At 64.1% G+C, this 16,955-nt stretch carries 13 protein-coding genes and 1 other annotated feature; of the genes, 5 read left to right on the top strand and 8 right to left on the bottom strand.

Annotation, left to right across the window (positions count from 1 at the left end; translation table 11 throughout):
- Nucleotides 1–90: 90 nt before the first annotated feature.
- Both J5J10_RS04110 and J5J10_RS04105 read left to right on the top strand, forming a co-directional pair.
- A complete protein-coding gene (locus J5J10_RS04110) occupies nucleotides 91–1,506 on the top strand; it encodes a PLP-dependent aminotransferase family protein (RefSeq protein WP_211928944.1) in 1,416 nt (471 codons plus the stop codon).
- A 195-nt stretch (nucleotides 1,507–1,701) separates the two neighbouring features.
- Nucleotides 1,702–1,905, top strand: a complete 204-nt coding sequence (locus tag J5J10_RS04105) for a DUF2798 domain-containing protein (protein ID WP_211928943.1) — start codon at nucleotides 1,702–1,704, stop codon at nucleotides 1,903–1,905.
- Nucleotides 1,906–1,945: 40 nt separating this feature from the next.
- Here the strand turns inward: J5J10_RS04105 and J5J10_RS04100 are convergent, their stop codons facing one another.
- The 5 genes from J5J10_RS04100 to J5J10_RS04080 all read right to left on the bottom strand — a co-directional run bounded on the left by J5J10_RS04100 (nucleotide 1,946) and on the right by J5J10_RS04080 (nucleotide 7,382).
- Entirely contained in the window at nucleotides 1,946–3,421 is a 1,476-nt protein-coding gene (locus J5J10_RS04100; protein WP_211928942.1) for a SulP family inorganic anion transporter, read from the bottom strand.
- 72 nt (nucleotides 3,422–3,493) lie between these two features.
- Nucleotides 3,494–3,549: a sequence feature (sul1 is cis-regulatory element that is thought to sense ions involved in sulfur or methionine metabolism; They are found in Alphaproteobacteria), on the bottom strand.
- A gap of 106 nt (nucleotides 3,550–3,655) precedes the next feature.
- Nucleotides 3,656–3,892, bottom strand: a complete 237-nt coding sequence (locus J5J10_RS04095) for a DUF2798 domain-containing protein (RefSeq protein ID WP_211928941.1) — start codon at nucleotides 3,890–3,892, stop codon at nucleotides 3,656–3,658.
- A gap of 185 nt (nucleotides 3,893–4,077) precedes the next feature.
- Nucleotides 4,078–5,769 (bottom strand): PAS domain-containing methyl-accepting chemotaxis protein, encoded by a 1,692-nt coding sequence (locus J5J10_RS04090; protein WP_211928940.1) that lies wholly within the window; start codon nucleotides 5,767–5,769, stop codon nucleotides 4,078–4,080.
- 168 nt (nucleotides 5,770–5,937) lie between these two features.
- Nucleotides 5,938–6,522 carry an ATP-dependent Clp protease proteolytic subunit gene (locus J5J10_RS04085; protein ID WP_211928939.1) on the bottom strand — a complete coding sequence of 195 codons (585 nt, stop codon included), beginning with the start codon at nucleotides 6,520–6,522 and terminating at the stop codon, nucleotides 5,938–5,940.
- 170 nt (nucleotides 6,523–6,692) lie between these two features.
- Nucleotides 6,693–7,382: a TetR/AcrR family transcriptional regulator gene (locus J5J10_RS04080; protein ID WP_208551745.1), complete on the bottom strand. Its 690-nt coding sequence runs from the start codon at nucleotides 7,380–7,382 to the stop codon at nucleotides 6,693–6,695.
- Between the two features lie 162 nt (nucleotides 7,383–7,544).
- Here J5J10_RS04080 and J5J10_RS04075 point away from each other — a divergent pair, with 162 nt between their 5' ends.
- Nucleotides 7,545–8,414, top strand: coding sequence for an NAD(P)H-binding protein (locus J5J10_RS04075; RefSeq protein WP_211928938.1), 870 nt, complete (start codon nucleotides 7,545–7,547; stop codon nucleotides 8,412–8,414).
- A gap of 7 nt (nucleotides 8,415–8,421) precedes the next feature.
- On the opposite strand, the gene J5J10_RS04070 is transcribed toward J5J10_RS04075, so the two are convergent.
- Nucleotides 8,422–8,853: an Lrp/AsnC family transcriptional regulator gene (locus J5J10_RS04070; RefSeq protein WP_211931132.1), complete on the bottom strand. Its 432-nt coding sequence runs from the start codon at nucleotides 8,851–8,853 to the stop codon at nucleotides 8,422–8,424.
- Between the two features lie 127 nt (nucleotides 8,854–8,980).
- On the opposite strand from J5J10_RS04070, the gene J5J10_RS04065 reads away from it, so the two are divergent.
- Entirely contained in the window at nucleotides 8,981–10,084 is a 1,104-nt protein-coding gene (locus J5J10_RS04065; protein WP_211928937.1) for a saccharopine dehydrogenase family protein, read from the top strand.
- 245 nt (nucleotides 10,085–10,329) lie between these two features.
- Entirely contained in the window at nucleotides 10,330–11,709 is a 1,380-nt protein-coding gene (locus tag J5J10_RS04060; protein ID WP_211928936.1) for an EAL domain-containing protein, read from the top strand.
- An 11-nt stretch (nucleotides 11,710–11,720) separates the two neighbouring features.
- Here the strand turns inward: J5J10_RS04060 and J5J10_RS04055 are convergent, their stop codons facing one another.
- Both J5J10_RS04055 and J5J10_RS22595 read right to left on the bottom strand, forming a co-directional pair.
- Nucleotides 11,721–13,151 (bottom strand): coniferyl aldehyde dehydrogenase, encoded by a 1,431-nt coding sequence (locus J5J10_RS04055; RefSeq protein ID WP_211928935.1) that lies wholly within the window; start codon nucleotides 13,149–13,151, stop codon nucleotides 11,721–11,723.
- 154 nt (nucleotides 13,152–13,305) lie between these two features.
- Nucleotides 13,306–16,074 carry a calcium-binding protein gene (locus tag J5J10_RS22595; RefSeq protein ID WP_282959980.1) on the bottom strand — a complete coding sequence of 923 codons (2,769 nt, stop codon included), beginning with the start codon at nucleotides 16,072–16,074 and terminating at the stop codon, nucleotides 13,306–13,308.
- Nucleotides 16,075–16,955: the final 881 nt, after the last annotated feature.

The following is a 16,955-nucleotide window of genomic DNA, read 5'->3' as shown; positions in this document are numbered from 1 at the left end:
ACGTTCCGGATGTAACGCCGGGCGACTGGCGTTCCGAGAGACAGTCCAGTACAATATGCGCGAACTGTATGGATCACGAAAGCAGTACGGATGGACCAGACCGTCACCCGCCCCGACACGACGGGTATCTCCCGCGTCGAGCATGTCATGGCCACGATCCGCCAGCGCATCGCCTCGCGCACCCTGCAGCCGGGCTCCCGCCTACCGTCGATCCGCCAGTGCGCCACAAGCCTCAGGGTCTCACCCTCCACGGTGGTCGAGGCCTATGACCGGTTGGTCTCCGACGGTCTGATCCAGTCCCGCCCCGGCTCCGGCTTCTATGTCGCCGCCGCCCATCCCGCCCCGCTGGTACTCGCCGAGATTGCGCCGCGCCTCGATCGTGCGGTCGATCCCTTCTGGGTCTCACGCCAGGCGCTGGAGGCGGGCGCCGAAACGCTGAAACCCGGCTGCGGCTGGCTGCCGCCGTCGTGGTTTCCCGAACGCGAGCTCCGCCGGGCGCTGCGTGATCTCTCCCGCGCCGAGGATACGCTGCTTACCGACTACGGCACGCCGCGCGGCCTGCCGCCGCTCCGCCAGCTGATCGCAAGGCGCATGAGCGAGCGCGGCATCGAGACCTCGCCCGACCACATCCTGCTCACCGAGTCAGGCGTGCAGGCCCTCGATTTCGTCTGCCGCTTCCTGCTCGAACCCGGCGATACCGTGCTGGTCGACGATCCCTGCTATTTCAATTTCCTCGCGTTGCTCCGCGCCCACCGCGTCACCGCCATCGGCGTGCCCTACACCGCGACCGGCCCCGACCTCCAGGCCTTCGCCGCGGCGCTCGCCACCCACAAGCCACGCCTCTACGTCACCAATTCCGGCCTCCACAATCCGACCGGCGCCTCGCTCTCCCCCGTCGCCGCCCACCGCATCCTGAAGCTCGCCGAGGCCGCCGGTCTCACGATCGTCGAGGACGATATCTTCGCCGATTTCGAACAGGACCCCGCCCCGCGCCTTGCCGCCTTCGACGGCTTCGAACGAGTCATCCAGCTCGGCTCCTTCTCGAAGACCGTGTCGGCCTCCGCCCGCCTCGGCTACATCGCCGCCCGCCCAGACTGGATCGAAAGCCTGATCGACCTGAAGATCGCCGGCAGCTTCGGCGGCAACGCGCTGTCGGCGGCGCTCACCCTCTCGGTCCTGAAGGACGGCGGCTACCGCCACCATCTGGCGACGCTGAAGACGCGGCTCGCCAGTGCCATGGGCGAGACGATAAGGCGCCTTGCACCCCTCGGCATCACACCCTGCCTCGAACCGCGCGGCGGCCTCTACCTCTGGTGCCGCCTGCCGGATGGTCTCGATGCCGCCGAGATCGCCCGCAAGGCGCTCGCCGAAAACGTCATCCTCGCCCCCGGCAACGTCTTCTCTGTCTCGCAGACGGCGGGCGACTTCCTGCGCTTCAACGTCAGCCAGTCGGCCGATCCGAGAATCTTTAACGTTCTGGAAAGGGTGCTCGACGCCCGGAATTGACATCCCCCAAGGGACGGATAAGGGAACCCACGCCGAAAAATGAACGGCTGGTCCGGTTATTCCAGCCCCCGTCTCCACGGGAATTAGTCGCTGCAAGCGAACCCACGGCATCGACCCCAACCGGGGTGGTGCTGCGCGACGATTAAAAAACGGCCTTCCCGCACGCTCCACCCCCATCTGTCGTGGAGACAAGAAATGACCAACAGAAAAACCCTGCTTCTCGCCCAGGTCCTGATCGCCGCCATGATGGCCGGCCTGATGAGCGGCTACATGTCCTTCCTGCATGCCGGCCTGACCGCCGCCTGGCTGACGGAATGGGTCCGCGCCTTCGCGTTCGCCTTCCCGCTGTCCCTCGTCGTCAGCCCGCTCGCCTTCCGCATCGCCCGCGCGCTCACCTGACAAGCAACGGGACGCCGTGGCGTCCCGTCGACATTCGTCTCTAGTGCGCCGGCAGCACCCCGCCGTCCTTGTCGTGCACCGCGAACCGGTCGAGCATGTGGGCGCTCGCCTCGTTGACCCCGATCACATCGACCTCCACGCCATGGCGGCGGAACTTCAGCACCACCTTGTCGAGCGCGCCGACGGCGGTGATGTCCCAGAGATGCGCCTCGTGTACGTCGATCACCACCTTTTTCAGCGGCTCCATGAAATCGAAGGCCAGGATGAAGGCCTCCGTCGAGGCGAAGAAGATCTCTCCGTCCACGTGATAGGTCCGGACCTGGCCGTCCTCGCTGATGACGGAGCGGACATGGAACAGCTTCGCCACCTTGCTCGCGAAGAACACGCCCGACAGCAGCACGCCGACCAGCACGCCCTTGGCAAGGTCGTGCGTGCCGACGGTCGTCACCACCGTTGCCAGCATCACCACGGAAGACTGCCAGGGATTGCGGCGCAAATCGAGGATGGACCGCCAGGAGAAGGTGCCGATCGACACCATGATCATCACAGCCACCAGCGCCGCCATCGGAATGATGCGCACGATGTCGTCGAGAACAAGGATCAGGAACAGCAGGAAGGCGCCGGCAACGAAGGTGGAGAGACGTCCGCGCCCGCCGGATGTGACGTTGATCACCGACTGGCCGATCATGGCGCAGCCACCCATGCCGCCGATCAGGCCGGACGCAATGTTGGAGCAGCCCTGGCCGATGCATTCCTGGCTCTTGCGGCTCGACGTATCGGTCATGTCGTCGACGATCTGCGCCGTCAGCAGGCTTTCCAGCAATCCCACGGCGGCGAGCGCGATGGAGTAAGGCAGGATGATCTGTAGCGTTTCCAGCGTCAGCGGCACCTGCGGCAGCGCAAAGATCGGCAGCGCCGAGGGCAGCTCGCCGAGATCGCCGACCGTGCGCAGGTCCATGCCTGTGAACCAGGCGACCAGCGTCAGCGCCACGATGGCGACCAGCGGCGACGGGATCGCCTTCGTGACATAGGGGAACAGATAGATGATGCCGAGCCCTGCCGCGATTATCACGTAGGTGAGATTGGGCACGCCGATCAGTTCCGGCAACTGCGCCATGAAGATCAGGATCGCGAGCGCGTTGACGAAGCCTGTGATCACCGAGCGCGAGACGAACCGCATCACCCGCCCGAGCTTGAGGATGCCCGCGAGAATCTGGATCAGCCCCATCAGCAGCGTCGCCGCGAAGAGGTATTCGAGCCCGTGATCGCGCACCAGAGTGACCATCAGCACGGCGGTGGCCGCCGTCGCCGCCGAGATCATGCCGGGCCGTCCGCCGGTGAAGGCAGAAACGACGGCGATCGCGAAGGAGGCAAAGAGCCCCACCTTCGGATCGACGCCCGCGATCACCGAAAAGCCGATGGCCTCGGGGATCAGCGCCAGCGCCACGACGATGCCGGAGAGGATGTCAGCGCGAATGTTGGAAAACCACTCTCGCTTGTAAGCTATTATATTCATGAGAAAATTCCGCAAAAGGAGATCAACCGGGACGATGGGAGGATCGGCCGTCTTCAAGGTTTGATGCTGATGCGTTGTCTGGCGGATCGGCGGCCAGAAGAGCCACCCGGAGTTTCACCGGGTCCGGGGTGAGTGGGTGTCTTATAAGCAAGCACGGTCGGCATGACAACCGTCAACCTGTTGCGGCGCAAAAGCAGACGCCCGACGACAACGCCAGACGTCCGCGGCATCACATCACACGCGTCCGGACACACCGGCAAGACGCAGCGCGATCATCCGGACCGGTCCGCCGATCGCCGTCGCGATCAGGAATCCGATAGGCCAACCGATCGCGATGCCTCGTCCCCAGGCCCACAGCCAGTCGGCACCGAAGCCGAATGCGAGGTAGGTGAAGAAGCCGGAAAAGAACAATGACATCGCGAACGACATCATCAATGATGTGAGCAGTGCGACTTTGATCTGAGGCGCCATGGCCGTCTCCTTTTGATGGAGGGCAGGCGCGTTGAAAACACAGCGACACCTGCCCGAGGGTTTCGGGTTCAAGCGTCGTGGGTTCATTGAAAACGTGGCCCGCATCAGCGGTGCCCGGCGACCATGCGGGCTAAGCCTCTTTTCGACAGCGGGAGAGTAGCGGATGCAACCCCTGGCCGCAAGCCTCAGGCGCTGCGCCGATACGCCTGCCGCTCGCCGCCGGACGCACCGGAGCCGACCTTGAAGCGGCCGATCAGACCAGCGAGGCTTTCGGCTTCGGCCGCCAGCGACTGCGAGGCTGCATTGGCTTCCTCCACGGTTGCCGCCGCCTTCTGCGTCCCTTGGTCGAGAATGTTGATGGCCTCGTTGATTTCGTTGATGCCGGCCGATTGTTCCTGCGATGAGGAGGCGATCGCGGCGACGTTCGCGTCGACCATCTGCACCTTCTCGGCGATGTCGTCGAGCGACGATCCGGTTTTTTCGACCAGTGTCACGCCGCTCTGCACGGCCGCGTCGGCGGTGCGGATCAGTTCACGGATTTCCTTCGCGGCCGTCGCGGAGCGCTGGGCAAGCTCGCGCACTTCCTGGGCGACGACGGCAAATCCCTTGCCCGCCTCCCCGGCACGCGCCGCCTCGACACCGGCGTTGAGCGCCAGAAGATTGGTCTGGAAGGCAATCTCGTCGATCACGCTGATGATGTTGCCGATCTGGCGGGAGGTTTCCTCGATCCGGGCCATGGCTTCATTGGCATCCCGCACCACGTTTCCGGAGGCTTCGGCACTGGAGCGGGTGTCGGCAACCAGCCGACCGGCCTCGACGGCGCGGCGGCTGGAATCCTTGACCGTGGTGTTGATTTCCTCAAGCGCGGCGGCCGTTTCCTCGACCGATGCAGCCTGGCGCTCGGCCGTCCGGGCGATGTCGTCGGAGACCGACCGGATCACCTTGGCGTTGGCGGCGAGCGTATCGGAGGAATCCCGGATCGACAGCATCGTCGATTGCAGGGCGCGCGCGGCGGTATTGAAGTCCTGGCGGGTGCGCTCGAGCAGCCGGTCAACCTTATCGGCGATTTCCGTCGTCAGGTCGCCTTCGGCCAACCGGCCGATCGCAGCGCCGATGATTTCCACTGACTTCATAGTTTCCGTAATGTCGGTCGCCACCTTGATGACTTTGTAGACGCGACCCTTGGCATCAAAGATCGGCGTATAGGCCGCCTGGATCCAGACCTGCCGGCCGCCCTTGCCAATGCGGATGAAATTATCGGCGATCATCTCGCCGCCGTTCAGGCGCGGCCAGAACTGCGCGTAGTCGGCGGAGGCGGTATAGTCCCGGTCGCAGAACATGCTGTGATGCTTGCCCCGGATTTCCTCCATCGTATACCCCATCGCGCCGAGGAAGTTCGCGTTGGCTTCGACGATCGTGCCGTCCGTCTCGAATTCGATGATGGCCTGGGACTGATCGATCGCCTTCAGCCGGTTGGCGTCGTGCAACGCTGCCGTTTTGCTGGCGGTGATGTCGCTGGCGATCTTCAGGATCCGCACCACCTTGCCGCCGCTGAACACCGGATTGTACGAAGCCTCAATCCAGATGTCCTGACCCTTGCTGTCCACGCGACGGAACTGGCCCCGCTTGAATTGGCCGGCCGCCAGATCGCGCCAGAAGGTGGCATAATCAGGCGAATTGCGGATATCGTCGTCGCAGAACGTGCGGTGGTGCTTCCCGACGATGTCCTTCAACTCGTACTGCAACGCCTTGCAGAAGTTCTCGTTGGCGTCGATGACGGTCCCGTCGGGTTTGAACCAGATCAGCGCCTGAGATCGTGAAAGCGCGGCGACGTCTTCCGACAGACCGCGCGCGTGAAGGAAGTCCCGAAGTGCCATGCTTGTTGTTCCGAATTGTATTTCGTCAAATACAACCTTAAAGAAATTTATAAAATACTAAATAAAAACGTAAAAAGTAGCACCGCCGATTTTTGGGAGTCGCGCGCTCCAAAACAAAACCCCGCCGAAGTGCTCCGACGGGGTTTGAAAATCACATAAGAAGCCCGATCAGCCGATGTCGGCGTGGCTCTCGATGATCTTTCCGACCAGACCATAGGAGACGGCGTCTTCGGCCGACAGCCAGTAGTCGCGGTCGATATCCTTGGCGATCTTCTCTTCCGACTGGCCGGTGGCCTTGGCGTAGATCTTGATCAGGCGCTGGTTCATCTTGATGATTTCGCGGGCTTGGATCTCGATGTCGGACGCCATGCCACGCGTGCCGCCGGACGGCTGGTGCATCAGGAAGCGGGTGTTCGGCAGCGCCAGGCGACGTTCCTTCGGCACCGAGACGAAGATCAGCGAACCTGCGGACGCGGCCCAGCCCGTCGCGATGATCCAGACCTTCGGCTTGATGAAGCGGATCATGTCGTGGATGGCGTCACCGGCTTCCACATGGCCGCCCGGCGAGCAGACGAACACGCGGATGTCCTCGTCGGAGGCGGCGGCGAGTGCGACGAGCTGGGTGCAGACCTTCTGCGCCAGCTCCATGGTGATCCCGCCATAGATGAAGATCGACCGCGACTTGAAAAGGTTCGCTTCCGTTTCCTTGCCGATCGGCAGTTCCTTGCTCTTGTCGTCTTCGTCTTCATTCATCGGAGGTCTCTCCAGCGTTTCCGTGTCATTGAATCGGCACATAATGCGACTCAAGGTCTAAAACAATGGCTGGCGAACGGAAAGGCCAGAGCTGCCGAATATCCGGTGGTTCGAACAAGATGGTAAACCGGCTTGCGTTCGAACGTCGAACAGATGGACCACCGAGCTGCTCAATCCGACGCGATGCGCCTCAGCCACTCGTCAAGAAGCCTGCGCTCCGCATCCGACAAGACATCGACCTCCGCCAGTTCCGACCGAAGCGCCGAGGCGGCCACCGGCGCGCGATGATCGGCGAGCACGTGCACATCTGTCGTGATCGCCGCCAGCACGGCCTCGCGGGCAGCGACGGAGAGCGAGCAGTCCCGCTCATGCTCAGGCATCGATAGCAGAACGAATACGGTGCCGCATCCGCCCACCTGGATCATTTCCGCGGCGCGCTCCTCGCTCACCTTCAGCCGCCCAGCCGCGGCAATCGCGCGGATATGCGTCAAGAGACCTGCCCGCGCGGAGAGGACCGCCGGCGAGGCATTTCCGGGCCGCGGTTCGCCATACATCAGCGAAAACAGCGCCGGGTTCGATAGCCCGAAAGCAACATGCAGGTCCCATCCGTGGCGCATGTCCTCAACCGGATCCGATTTGGGCGTTCGCGCGAGCTTGTCCGCCAGGTAGCGGGTGAACCCATGCTCGGCCACGGCGTCGAGCAAGCCGTCCTTGTCGCCGAACAGACGGTAGATGTTGGGTGCCTGCGTACCCGCAGCGGAAGCGACGGAGCGGGTCGTCAGCGCCTCGCGCCCACCCTCGTCAAGCAGTGCCGCCGCCGCCTCAATGATGCGCTGCCGGAGACCGTCATGTACGTCCATGCTCAAAACCTTTTCTGCCACTTGATTCACATCCAGTGCATTCTCCCGAGCAACGATAACAAATTTCTGTTTCCAGTGAATTGACATTATCGATATCAGTGATAACAAAATAGAAATATCATTGATATGGGCGAAACGTGATCGCCGGAAAAGGAGATCTTGATGATCATCGTCGCAGGCGCGACCGGCCAGCTCGGCCGGCAAATTCTGGAACATCTTCTCGAAACGACGCCCGCATCGCATATCGGCGTCAGCGTACGCGATCCAGACAAGGCGACGGAGCTCGCCGAACGCGGCGTTCGGGTCCGCGTCGCCGACTACGCGGATCCGGCGAGCCTCGCCCGCGCCTTCGAAGGCGTCGATCGGCTCTTGTTCGTGTCCAGCAATACGGCCGGCACGAACATGCCGGACCAGCATGCAAACGTGATCGATGCGGCGAAGGCCGCCGGGGCGTCCCGCATCCTTTATACGAGCCAGATGGCTTCCGCGCGCGACTCACGCTTTCCGCCCATGCTGAACCATGCCGCGACAGAGCAGATCCTGAGCGATAGCAGCGTGCCGTTTACCGCCTTGCGCCATGGCTTTTATGCATCCTCGGCATGGCAGGCAGTCGAGAGCCAGATCGCGTCCGGTACGCTCGCCCTCCCCGAGGATGGCCCGATCGCATGGACCGCCCATGCCGACCTCGCCGCCATCGATGCGCTTGCGCTCACCGAAGCAAGAGCGTTCGACGGAATCACGCCGCCGCTGACCGGCCGCGACATGCTCGATTTTTCCGACATCGCGGCCATCCTGTCCGATCTGTCGGGCCGCGAAATCAAACGCATCACCATATCCGACGAGGCATTTTGCGACCGGTTGAAGCAGCTCGGCGTGCCGGAGAACCGCATCGCCATCGCCATCGGAATGTTCAAGGCCGCACGGCGCGGTGAATTCGCGAGAACCGATCCCGCACTCGAACGCGCGCTTGGAAGACCGCCAATCTCGTTTCGACAGGCCGCGGCGGAATTTCTGGCGCATCAAGCGGCCTGACCCGCCGCTATCTTGATATCCGCGTCGAGAGGATGATCGACGACAGCGTCCGTTCGACGCCGGTGATTTCCCCGATCCGGTCGATCAGCCGGTCGAGGTCCGATATCGACGGCGCCGCGATGATAGCGATGAGGTCGAAGGTCCCGCTCACCGAATGCAACGTCGTCACCTCGCGGATCGCGCCGAGTTCGGCTGAAACCGCCGCAAGTGATTTCGGCGCGATGGTAATGAGCACATGAGCCCGAACCAGCCCGGACAGATAGGACTCCGAGAGTTTGAGCGCATAGCCGGCGATCACCCCATCCCGTTCGAGCCGCTCCATCCGAGCCTGCACCGTGGTGCGCGAGACACCGAGCCGCCGGGCGATCGTCGCCACCGGCATCCGGGCGTTTTCCGACAACAGCGCCAGAAGCTCGCCATCCTTGTCCGATACCTGCATTATGCCCAGCCTCTTCGTCGAATTGTTCATTATCATACATCTTTTTGCCCGGAATGACACTTGGAATTGTTCAGTCATCGCCCGCATCCTGTCTCGACCTGACAACGATCAATCGAGGGGAACGACCATGCAGGACATCGTCATCATCGGCGCGGGCAAGATCGGCGGCGCCATCGCGCTCATGCTGGCAGCGAGCGGCGACTACCGGGTCACCGTCGCAGACCGCAGCGCCGAACAGCTGGCCGCTCTCGACAGCCATCCGATGATCGCGACCGCGACGGTCGACATCACCGACCGGGCGGCGCTTGAAGCGCTGCTGAAGAACCGCTTCGCCGTCCTCTCCGCCGCTCCTTTCCATCTGACCGGCGCGATCGCGGAAGCGGCCGCCGCGACCGGCACCCATTATCTCGACCTGACCGAGGATGTCGCCACCACGAAGCGCGTCGAGGAACTGGCGAAGGACGCCAACAGCGCCTTCATCCCGCAATGCGGCCTCGCCCCCGGCTTCATCTCGATCGTCGGGCACGACCTGACAAAACATTTCGACAAGATCGACAGCCTCCGCATGCGGGTTGGCGCCCTGCCGCAATATCCGTCGAATGCGCTGAACTACAATCTGACCTGGTCGACCGACGGCCTCATCAACGAATACATCGAGCCCTGCGAGGCGATCGTCGAAGGCCGGCTGGTCACCGTTCCGGCCATGGAGGAGCGCGAGGAATTTTCCCTCGACGGCGTCACCTACGAAGCCTTCAACACCTCTGGCGGCCTCGGCACGCTGGCCCGCACGCTGGACGGCAGGGTCCGGACGATGAACTACCGCACCATCCGCTATCCCGGCCATCAGGCGATCATGAAGGCGCTGCTCAACGACCTCAACCTGAAGAACCGCCGCGAGGTACTGAAGGACCTCTTCGAGAACGCCCTTCCCGCCACGCTGCAGGACGTCGTCGTCATCTTCGTCACCGCTTGCGGCTGGAAGGACAATCGCTACCTGCAGGAGACCTATGCCAACAAGGTCTATGCCGGCCCGGTCGCCGGCCGCAAGATGAGCGCCATCCAGATCACCACCGCCGCCGGCATCTGCACCGTGCTTGACCTGCTCGCCGAAGGCCGGCTGCCACAGAAGGGCTTCGTCCGCCAAGAGCAGATCGCCCTGCCCGACTTCCTCGAAAACCGCTTCGGCCGCGTCTACGACCCTGACGTCCTGAAGATCGCCAAGGCCAGCTGACCACTCCTGCGGGGAGGAGGACCGCCCGCGGTCCGGGAGCGGCGGAAGAAAAAGCAAAACCAGCCGCTCCCGTCTTTCCCGACCGCGCCTTGCCATGGCGAAGGGCCGGCTGCTTACCATTCATTCATCACGCCCGCCCACCACTTCGTTAAGCCGGCCATGTTAGCAAGACCTGCAATACGGTGACCCGACCGAGGCGGGAAGACGCGCCTTGTCGCCTCAAGCGGCATGGCAATGGACAGGCAATGGGCAAGGACGCAGGCGGATCGCGGCAGGCGCGGAAAGTGGTTGTCGCCTACAGGGCGGCGGCGCTGGTCGTCTTCGTCATGTCGCTCGCCTGGGCGCTGATCTTCTCCGTCAGCGGGCATCATGCCATGGCCCGCGCCGAACTCTTTCCCGCCGCCGTCGCCATCCTCTGCTTCATCCTGATCGAGGCCGGGCGGCTGGAACTGGTCCTGAAGGTCACGCAGATCGCCTGCTTCGTCTTCATCGTCTATTTCTGCCTTCTGTTCGATACGCCGGACCCAGCCTATCCGCGGGTGACGCATCTCTTCCTGCCGCTTCTCGCCATCCTCGCCTATCTCGATCACATCCGCCGCCCCTCCCGGTTTCAGCTTGCCATCATCGCGGCAAGCGTCATCGCCTTCGTGGTCCTGCATGTCTCCGCATATGCGCCACCCTTCGCCGAACCGATCCCGCACGAGTTGCGCCGGGTCGGCATCTGGGTCAACGCAACGCTCGCGACCGCGACTTTCTGCTCAGCCGTCTGGCTCTTGCAGCGCCGTCTCACCGCCCCGAAAGGGCTCGCCCGGGACCTGCTTGCGGCGCTTCAGCGGGATGAACTGACGCTCGCCTACCAGCCGCAGGCCGATCGCAACGGCCGGATCGTCGGCGCCGAGGCGCTGCTGCGCTGGACGCATCCGGTGCGCGGCACCGTCTCGCCCGCCACCTTTATCCCCGTCGCAGAGGAGGCCGGTCTCATGCCGCTCGTGGGCGGCTTCGTGCTCGAGGAAGCCTGCCGCACGCTTGCCCGCTGGTCCGCCGAGCCGGCCCTTGAGCGGCTGACGCTCTCTATCAATGTCTCCGCCGGCCAGTTCAACGAAAGCGACTTCGTCGCCTCCGTCCGCAGCACCATCCGGGCTCACCGGATCGACCCGGCGCGGCTCAGACTCGAGTTGACCGAAAGCGTGCTGATCGCCGGGCTGGATGCCGTCGCCGCCAAGATGGAGGAGCTGCGCGCGCTCGGGCTCTCCTTCTCGCTCGACGATTTCGGCACCGGCTATTCCTCGCTGTCCTATCTCCGCCGCCTGCCGGTCTGCGAACTCAAGATCGACCGCAGCTTCGTTGCCGGTGCGGCAGACGACGGCCGCGATGCCGCGCTTCTGCGCTCGATCATCGCCATGGCCCGCGACCTCGATTTGTCGATCGTCGCGGAAGGCGTCGAGACCCAGCCGCAGTGGACGGCGTTGAAGCGTTTCGGCTGCGATGTCTTCCAGGGCTGGTTGATCGGCAGGCCCGGACCGGCAGCCGATCTCGAAGCCGCCGTCGGCAATCAGGGCCTGCCCGAACCGCTGGCCTTGCAGTCGCGCCTCCGGATGGCGACCGCCAAGCCCGCCACCCGCTGACGGGCACGGCGTTAGGCGAAGCGCGACAGCAGTTTCAGCAACCAATCCGCCAATCGACCGTACGGCGGATAGAGCAGCGTCACCGCCGACCAGCGGGCCTGCCGCAGCACCGGCTTTTCCTTGCTGAGCGCCAAAAACCCCGCCTCGCCGTGATAGGCGCCGTAGCCGGAGGCACCGACGCCGCCGAACGGCAGGTCGTCCTGCGACAGATGCAGGATTGTGTCGTTGACGGTGACACCGCCGGCGATGGTGCTGGTCAGGACCTTCCGCTCCGAAACCCGGTCGGTGCCGAACCAGTAGAGCGCCAGCGGCCGGTCGCGACCGTTGACGTAGGCGATCGCCTCGTCCGCCGTATCATAGGGCACGACCGGCAGGATTGGCCCGAAGATCTCCTCTTGCATCAGCGTGCAGTCATCGGGCGCGCCGACGACCGCGACGGGCGAGAACAGCCGCCGTTCCGGATCGCCTTCTCCCGCCAGCGATACGACCGTCGCGCCCTTCTCCCGTGCCTCGTCGACGAGCCGCGTCAGCCGCTCGAAATGCCGTTCGCTGATGATCGAGGTATAGTCGCCATTGGCCGATATCGTCGGATATTGCGCCGCAACCGCCGCCTTTGCGGCGACGAGGAAGACCTCGATCCGGTCACGCGGCACCAGCACGTAGTCCGGCGCCACGCAGGTCTGGCCGGCATTCAGCAGCTTGCCCCAGATCAGCCGGGGCACGGCGCTTTCGAAATCGGCGGAGCGGTCGAGGATCGCCGGCGACTTGCCGCCGAGCTCCAGCGTCACGGGCGTCAGGTTCTTCGCCGCCGCTTCCGCCACCTTGCGGCCGACGGCCGTCGAGCCGGTGAAGATCAGATGGTCGAAGGGAGCCGCCGTGAAAGCCGCCGCCACCTCCGGCCCGCCGGCGATCACCGCCACCTCGTCCTCGGCGAAGTGCTCGCCGACAGCCACCCTCAGCGCCTCGGAAAAGCCGGGCGTCAGTTCCGACGGTTTCAGCATCGCCCGGTTGCCGGCGGCGAGCGCCCCCACGAGCGGCGAGAGTACAAGGTTGAGCGGATAGTTCCACGGCGCGACGATGCCGACGACGCCGAACGGCTGGCGGATGAGCAAGGCCGAGGCCGGCCAGCCTGTCCAGGAAAGACCGACGCGCCTCGGCCGCATCCAGCGCTTCAGGTGCCGTCGGGCATGCCTGATGGCGGCGAGCGTCGGAACGATGTCGGTGAGCGTGGTGGAGACCGCCGACCGGTTGCCGAAATCGGCGGAGATCGCCGCCGAAAACCGCTCGCTCCAGGCGCCGATCATCCGCTCCAGCCGGTCGAGCCGGTCAAGGCGCACAGCGGCTTCGGGCGTCACGTCGAGAGCCCACGCCGTCTTCTGCCGGGCGAGAATGTCCGAAATCATCTCCGCCGCATTACCCTTTACCGGCATCGATCCGTCCATCATCGTCTCCTTCCTCGTTTCCCCCACAATGTGCGCACTGAGGGGAATTGTTCAAGGTCGAACAGACAAGCCGGCTGCTCAGGAAACACCGGCGCGGCCGGCAGCAGGACCGATTGCCGATCGGGGAAACTGCGCCGCCCTGACCGGACGGCGCTCACGTCACCAGGAAATCGGCCGCCGTCAATGCGAGGTTGGCGCTAAGCTTGGCGATCAGCACCGCGCCGCCGGACGCATTTCCGTTGGAATCGTAATACAGGTTGCCGCTGTCGGTATCGTAGATGATCCGGTCGTCGGCATCGTGCGCGACCCCGGCCGTGCTTTTCCAGAAGGCGCCGCTGGCGAGCTTGCCGGTCTTCAGCGCCGTCATCACGCTGTTTTCCAGCGAGATCGTGTCGTCGGCAACGTTGAAGTCTGTGATGCGGTCGACATTGCTGGAGGCGCTGAGCGTCGTGTTGAACACGAAGGTATCCTTTCCGACGCCACCCGTCAGCGTATCGTTGCCAAGGCCACCATAGAGGGTGTCGTTGCCGGCACCGCCGATCAACGTATCGTTGCCGGCATCGCCGCTCAGCTTGTCTGCCCCGGCGCCTGCCGTGATCTTGTCATTGCCGTTGCGCCCGGCGAAGATCAGGTTGACCGCCGTCGTGCCTGTCACGGTGAAGGTATCCGTACCGTTGGAGCCGAGGATGCTGTCGACCTTGTAGGCCTTGCCGCCGTCAGAACCGAAGACGCCGCCCTTCACCACCGCCACCTTGGTGGCCGAATTGTAGGTGAGGCTGGTCGACGCCGTGCTCGTGCCGAAGTCCAGCGTGCCGACGCCGCCTGTCGTTCCGCTGTTGAGCGCCTGGATGACGAGATCGCCGCCCCGGTCGGTTCGGGTTCCCCCATAAAAGGAAAAGTCGGAATGCTGGCCGGAGACGATCCAGTCCGGGGCATTGCCTGAGATGTCGTCGAGCGTCACCAGCTTTCGGATCGTGCCGGCGGTGAACTTGTAGCCTTCGAAGGCAGCGACGCGGATGGTCAGCTGGCCGCTGGTGCTGATGAGATCGTCGAGCGTGAGCGTATCCTCGCCGGCAGAACCGACCTCCAGCATCAGACTGCTGGTGCCGGTGACCGTCAGGTTGCCGTTCACGACGAAATCACCGTAGCTGCCGCTGTTGAGGTCGAATTTGCCGGAAGCGGCGAGTTCGACATTGCCGGTGATCGTCGCCGTCGTGCCGCCGACCGTTCCACCCTGGCCGACCCTGAGAAGGCCGCCGGACGCCAGCGTCAGCGCCCCGCCGTCGCGCAAGAAGAGCGAGCTCGTTCCGTTGGCGACATAACCGGTTTCCGACGTCAGATAGCCGATCGTCACACGGTCGACATTGGCGATCTCGGAGTTCGCGCCCTGAATGACGACCGAGGCGCCGGTCGCGCCATAGGCACCGATCCTGAGCGATGCGAAGCCGCTGGTGTCGGACCCGGAAGCGAAGTCGAGCACGCTTCCGCTGCGCACGATCAGCGACGCAGTCGAGCCGAAGGTGCCGCCGACGATCACGTTGCTGCTCGCGGTCCCCGTGATCTCGACGGTCGAACCGTTTTGCAGCGTCAGGCTGCCCTGGCTGCTCGATGCGCCGTCATACGTGCTGCCGATATGGATGGCGGCGTTTGTTTCAACGACGATATCGACCACGCTGTCATCAAGCACCATCGATCCGACGCCGTCATCCGAACCGATCTCGATCAGGGCGGTGTCGCCGGTGAAGGTCAAATCGCTTCGCTGGGCGGAAAAGCTGCCGTAGCCGCCGGTTGTGCCGATCAGGAGCTTGACCTGATCCGGAGCGTCCAACGTCATCGTGCTGGTCCGGAACGACAGCCGACCCGTGCTGTTTTGCTCGCCCACGACGGCAACCGCATCGCCCTCCGTCCCGCTGACGAGGAGACTGACGAGGCTGCCGCCGGAGACATCGACCGTGCCGAGCGAGCCCTGGCCATTGCCGATCCCGAAATAGGCACTCGCCAGACCGCAGAGATGCACGGCCGAATCGCTGCGGATCAGCACCTCGCCGGTGCCCCCCGCCCCGTCAAGCGCCGTTCCGACGAGAAGTTCGGAATTGCCGGTGGTGCTCAGGAAGCTCAGAATCGAGTTCGAGGTTCGCAGCACGCCATGGCCGCCCCAGCCGATGGTGGCGCTCGCACCGCCCGCCCCGCCATTGACGCTGAACTCGCTCTCGATCAACTGCATCCAACCATAAGCGGTGTCGAGACCGACGCCGAGATAGGCGCTGCCGAGCACCGAAGCCGTCATCGAGCCGGTTGAGCCGGTCATCTCGAACAGGCCGTCCGCATTGTTCTGGTTGCCGATGCGTATCGACATCTGGCTGCCGGCCGTATCGCCATTGGCGACGAGGTCGAAGCTCGAGTTGTTGGTCAGCGTGACGGCGCCGGTGCCGGCATTGCGGCCGATCTGGACATTCACGCCGTTGCCTTCCATGCGGAAGGCGCCGCCATCCTCGATCCGTAGTTCGCCGGAACTGCCGCTGTCGCGACCGACCACAAGCCCTTCGACGTCCTCGCCGTCCTCCTGCTGCCCGAGGGTCGAACTGTCGAGCACGCTCAAGGTCCCGCCATCGACGACGACAAGACCGGTGCTGCCATTGCGGCCGATGCGGATGGCGGTCTGGACGCCGTCGATCGCGGAGGTGAACTGCAGCGTCGACCCCGTGTCGATCAGGACCGAGCCGTCACCGGCCCCGTCAGCCGCGGTACCGACGTCCAGCGCCTGGTACGGGTCGCTGGCGAGATTGGCGGAGGAGAGATCGAGCACGCTGCCGCCATCGACGACCAGACTGCCCGTCCCGCCGGCATTGGCGCCATCGGCCCCGACCCGGGTCGATCCATTGTCGTGATCGTCGTTATAGATACCTGTAAATGTAGCCGCCATGACGGCTCCCTCCCCGAAAGAATTGATTGGTCCGATATAGGTCGTATTATTATCGATAGTCCCCGCTTTATCTTTATTTTACTTTTGTCAAAAAGCAATCTGTGCTTGCAAAATGGTCGTGGCCGGAGAGAACCCTCTCTCCAGCCTCATGCTGAGGTGCGCCGCAAGGGGTCTCGAAGCATCGGGGCTGGCCGGTGGTGGTGCCAGCGCCGTGCCCCGCATGATCCTTCGAGGCCCTCGCGTTCGCGAGGGCACCTCAGGATGAGGGCGTGCCGGGTGGTACTCCGCCAGCTTTGTCATCGCCCAGTGCCCCTCATCCGGCTGCCGCCACCCTGCCGGCCTTTCGCTAGGGCTCAAGGCGTTCGTTGCTGCAATCGATTCGCCGGATCGATTGCTCCGCTGCGCGGCCCGCGCCTCACCCCCGTTCTGACGGGGAGAAGGGACTCGTGGCACCGCGCTCGCTCCATCCTCCTTCTCCCCGCATGCGGGGAGAAGGTGCCGGCAGGCGGATGAGGGGCATGCGCTGCCATCTCCAAGTGTCGCTGCATCATCCATCTCCTCAATCCATCCTCTCCCAAAATCCCGCGCACCCCAAAACCCCGCAGAGGCTCTCCCCCTCCGGTTCGGCATCACCTGTAATGTCTTCCCCGTCACTCGAAACAAAGGGGAAGCGGACGGGGTACCGGGGGCACCTCGTTTAGTTAGTAGTGTGGTACCTTCCGGTACCCCGTTCGGCGGTTTTTATCCGCGACTTCGGCCTCTCTGCAGGAGCGTCGGGTCTCCGGTGGAGGCAAACCTCCACCCCGCATGCGCCGCCGGGACTTGTCAGGTCCGTTGGCCCGCGCCGCATGCATACCCCGCGCTCCCCTCCGTGCCCCACA

Origin of the sequence: Ciceribacter sp. L1K23 (assembly GCF_018122705.1) — a bacterium.
Lineage (GTDB): Bacteria > Pseudomonadota > Alphaproteobacteria > Rhizobiales > Rhizobiaceae > Allorhizobium.
The sequence above is the reverse complement of the archived record's forward strand: the minus strand, read 5'-3'. Positions and strand labels throughout refer to the sequence as shown.

Bases quoted from the DNA above. Each gene is read 5' to 3' on its own strand.
- J5J10_RS04110 (WP_211928944.1), top strand. From the start codon at position 91: ATGGACCAGACCGTCACCCGCCCCGACACGACGGGTATCTCCCGCGTC.
- J5J10_RS04105 (WP_211928943.1), top strand. From the start codon at position 1,702: ATGACCAACAGAAAAACCCTGCTTCTCGCCCAGGTCCTGATCGCCGCC.
- J5J10_RS04100 (WP_211928942.1), bottom strand. From the start codon at position 3,421: ATGAATATAATAGCTTACAAGCGAGAGTGGTTTTCCAACATTCGCGCT.
- J5J10_RS04095 (WP_211928941.1), bottom strand. From the start codon at position 3,892: ATGGCGCCTCAGATCAAAGTCGCACTGCTCACATCATTGATGATGTCG.
- J5J10_RS04090 (WP_211928940.1), bottom strand. From the start codon at position 5,769: ATGGCACTTCGGGACTTCCTTCACGCGCGCGGTCTGTCGGAAGACGTC.
- J5J10_RS04085 (WP_211928939.1), bottom strand. From the start codon at position 6,522: ATGAATGAAGACGAAGACGACAAGAGCAAGGAACTGCCGATCGGCAAG.
- J5J10_RS04080 (WP_208551745.1), bottom strand. From the start codon at position 7,382: ATGGACGTACATGACGGTCTCCGGCAGCGCATCATTGAGGCGGCGGCG.
- J5J10_RS04075 (WP_211928938.1), top strand. From the start codon at position 7,545: ATGATCATCGTCGCAGGCGCGACCGGCCAGCTCGGCCGGCAAATTCTG.
- J5J10_RS04070 (WP_211931132.1), bottom strand. From the start codon at position 8,853: ATGCAGGTATCGGACAAGGATGGCGAGCTTCTGGCGCTGTTGTCGGAA.
- J5J10_RS04065 (WP_211928937.1), top strand. From the start codon at position 8,981: ATGCAGGACATCGTCATCATCGGCGCGGGCAAGATCGGCGGCGCCATC.
- J5J10_RS04060 (WP_211928936.1), top strand. From the start codon at position 10,330: ATGGGCAAGGACGCAGGCGGATCGCGGCAGGCGCGGAAAGTGGTTGTC.
- J5J10_RS04055 (WP_211928935.1), bottom strand. From the start codon at position 13,151: ATGGACGGATCGATGCCGGTAAAGGGTAATGCGGCGGAGATGATTTCG.
- J5J10_RS22595 (WP_282959980.1), bottom strand. From the start codon at position 16,074: ATGGCGGCTACATTTACAGGTATCTATAACGACGATCACGACAATGGA.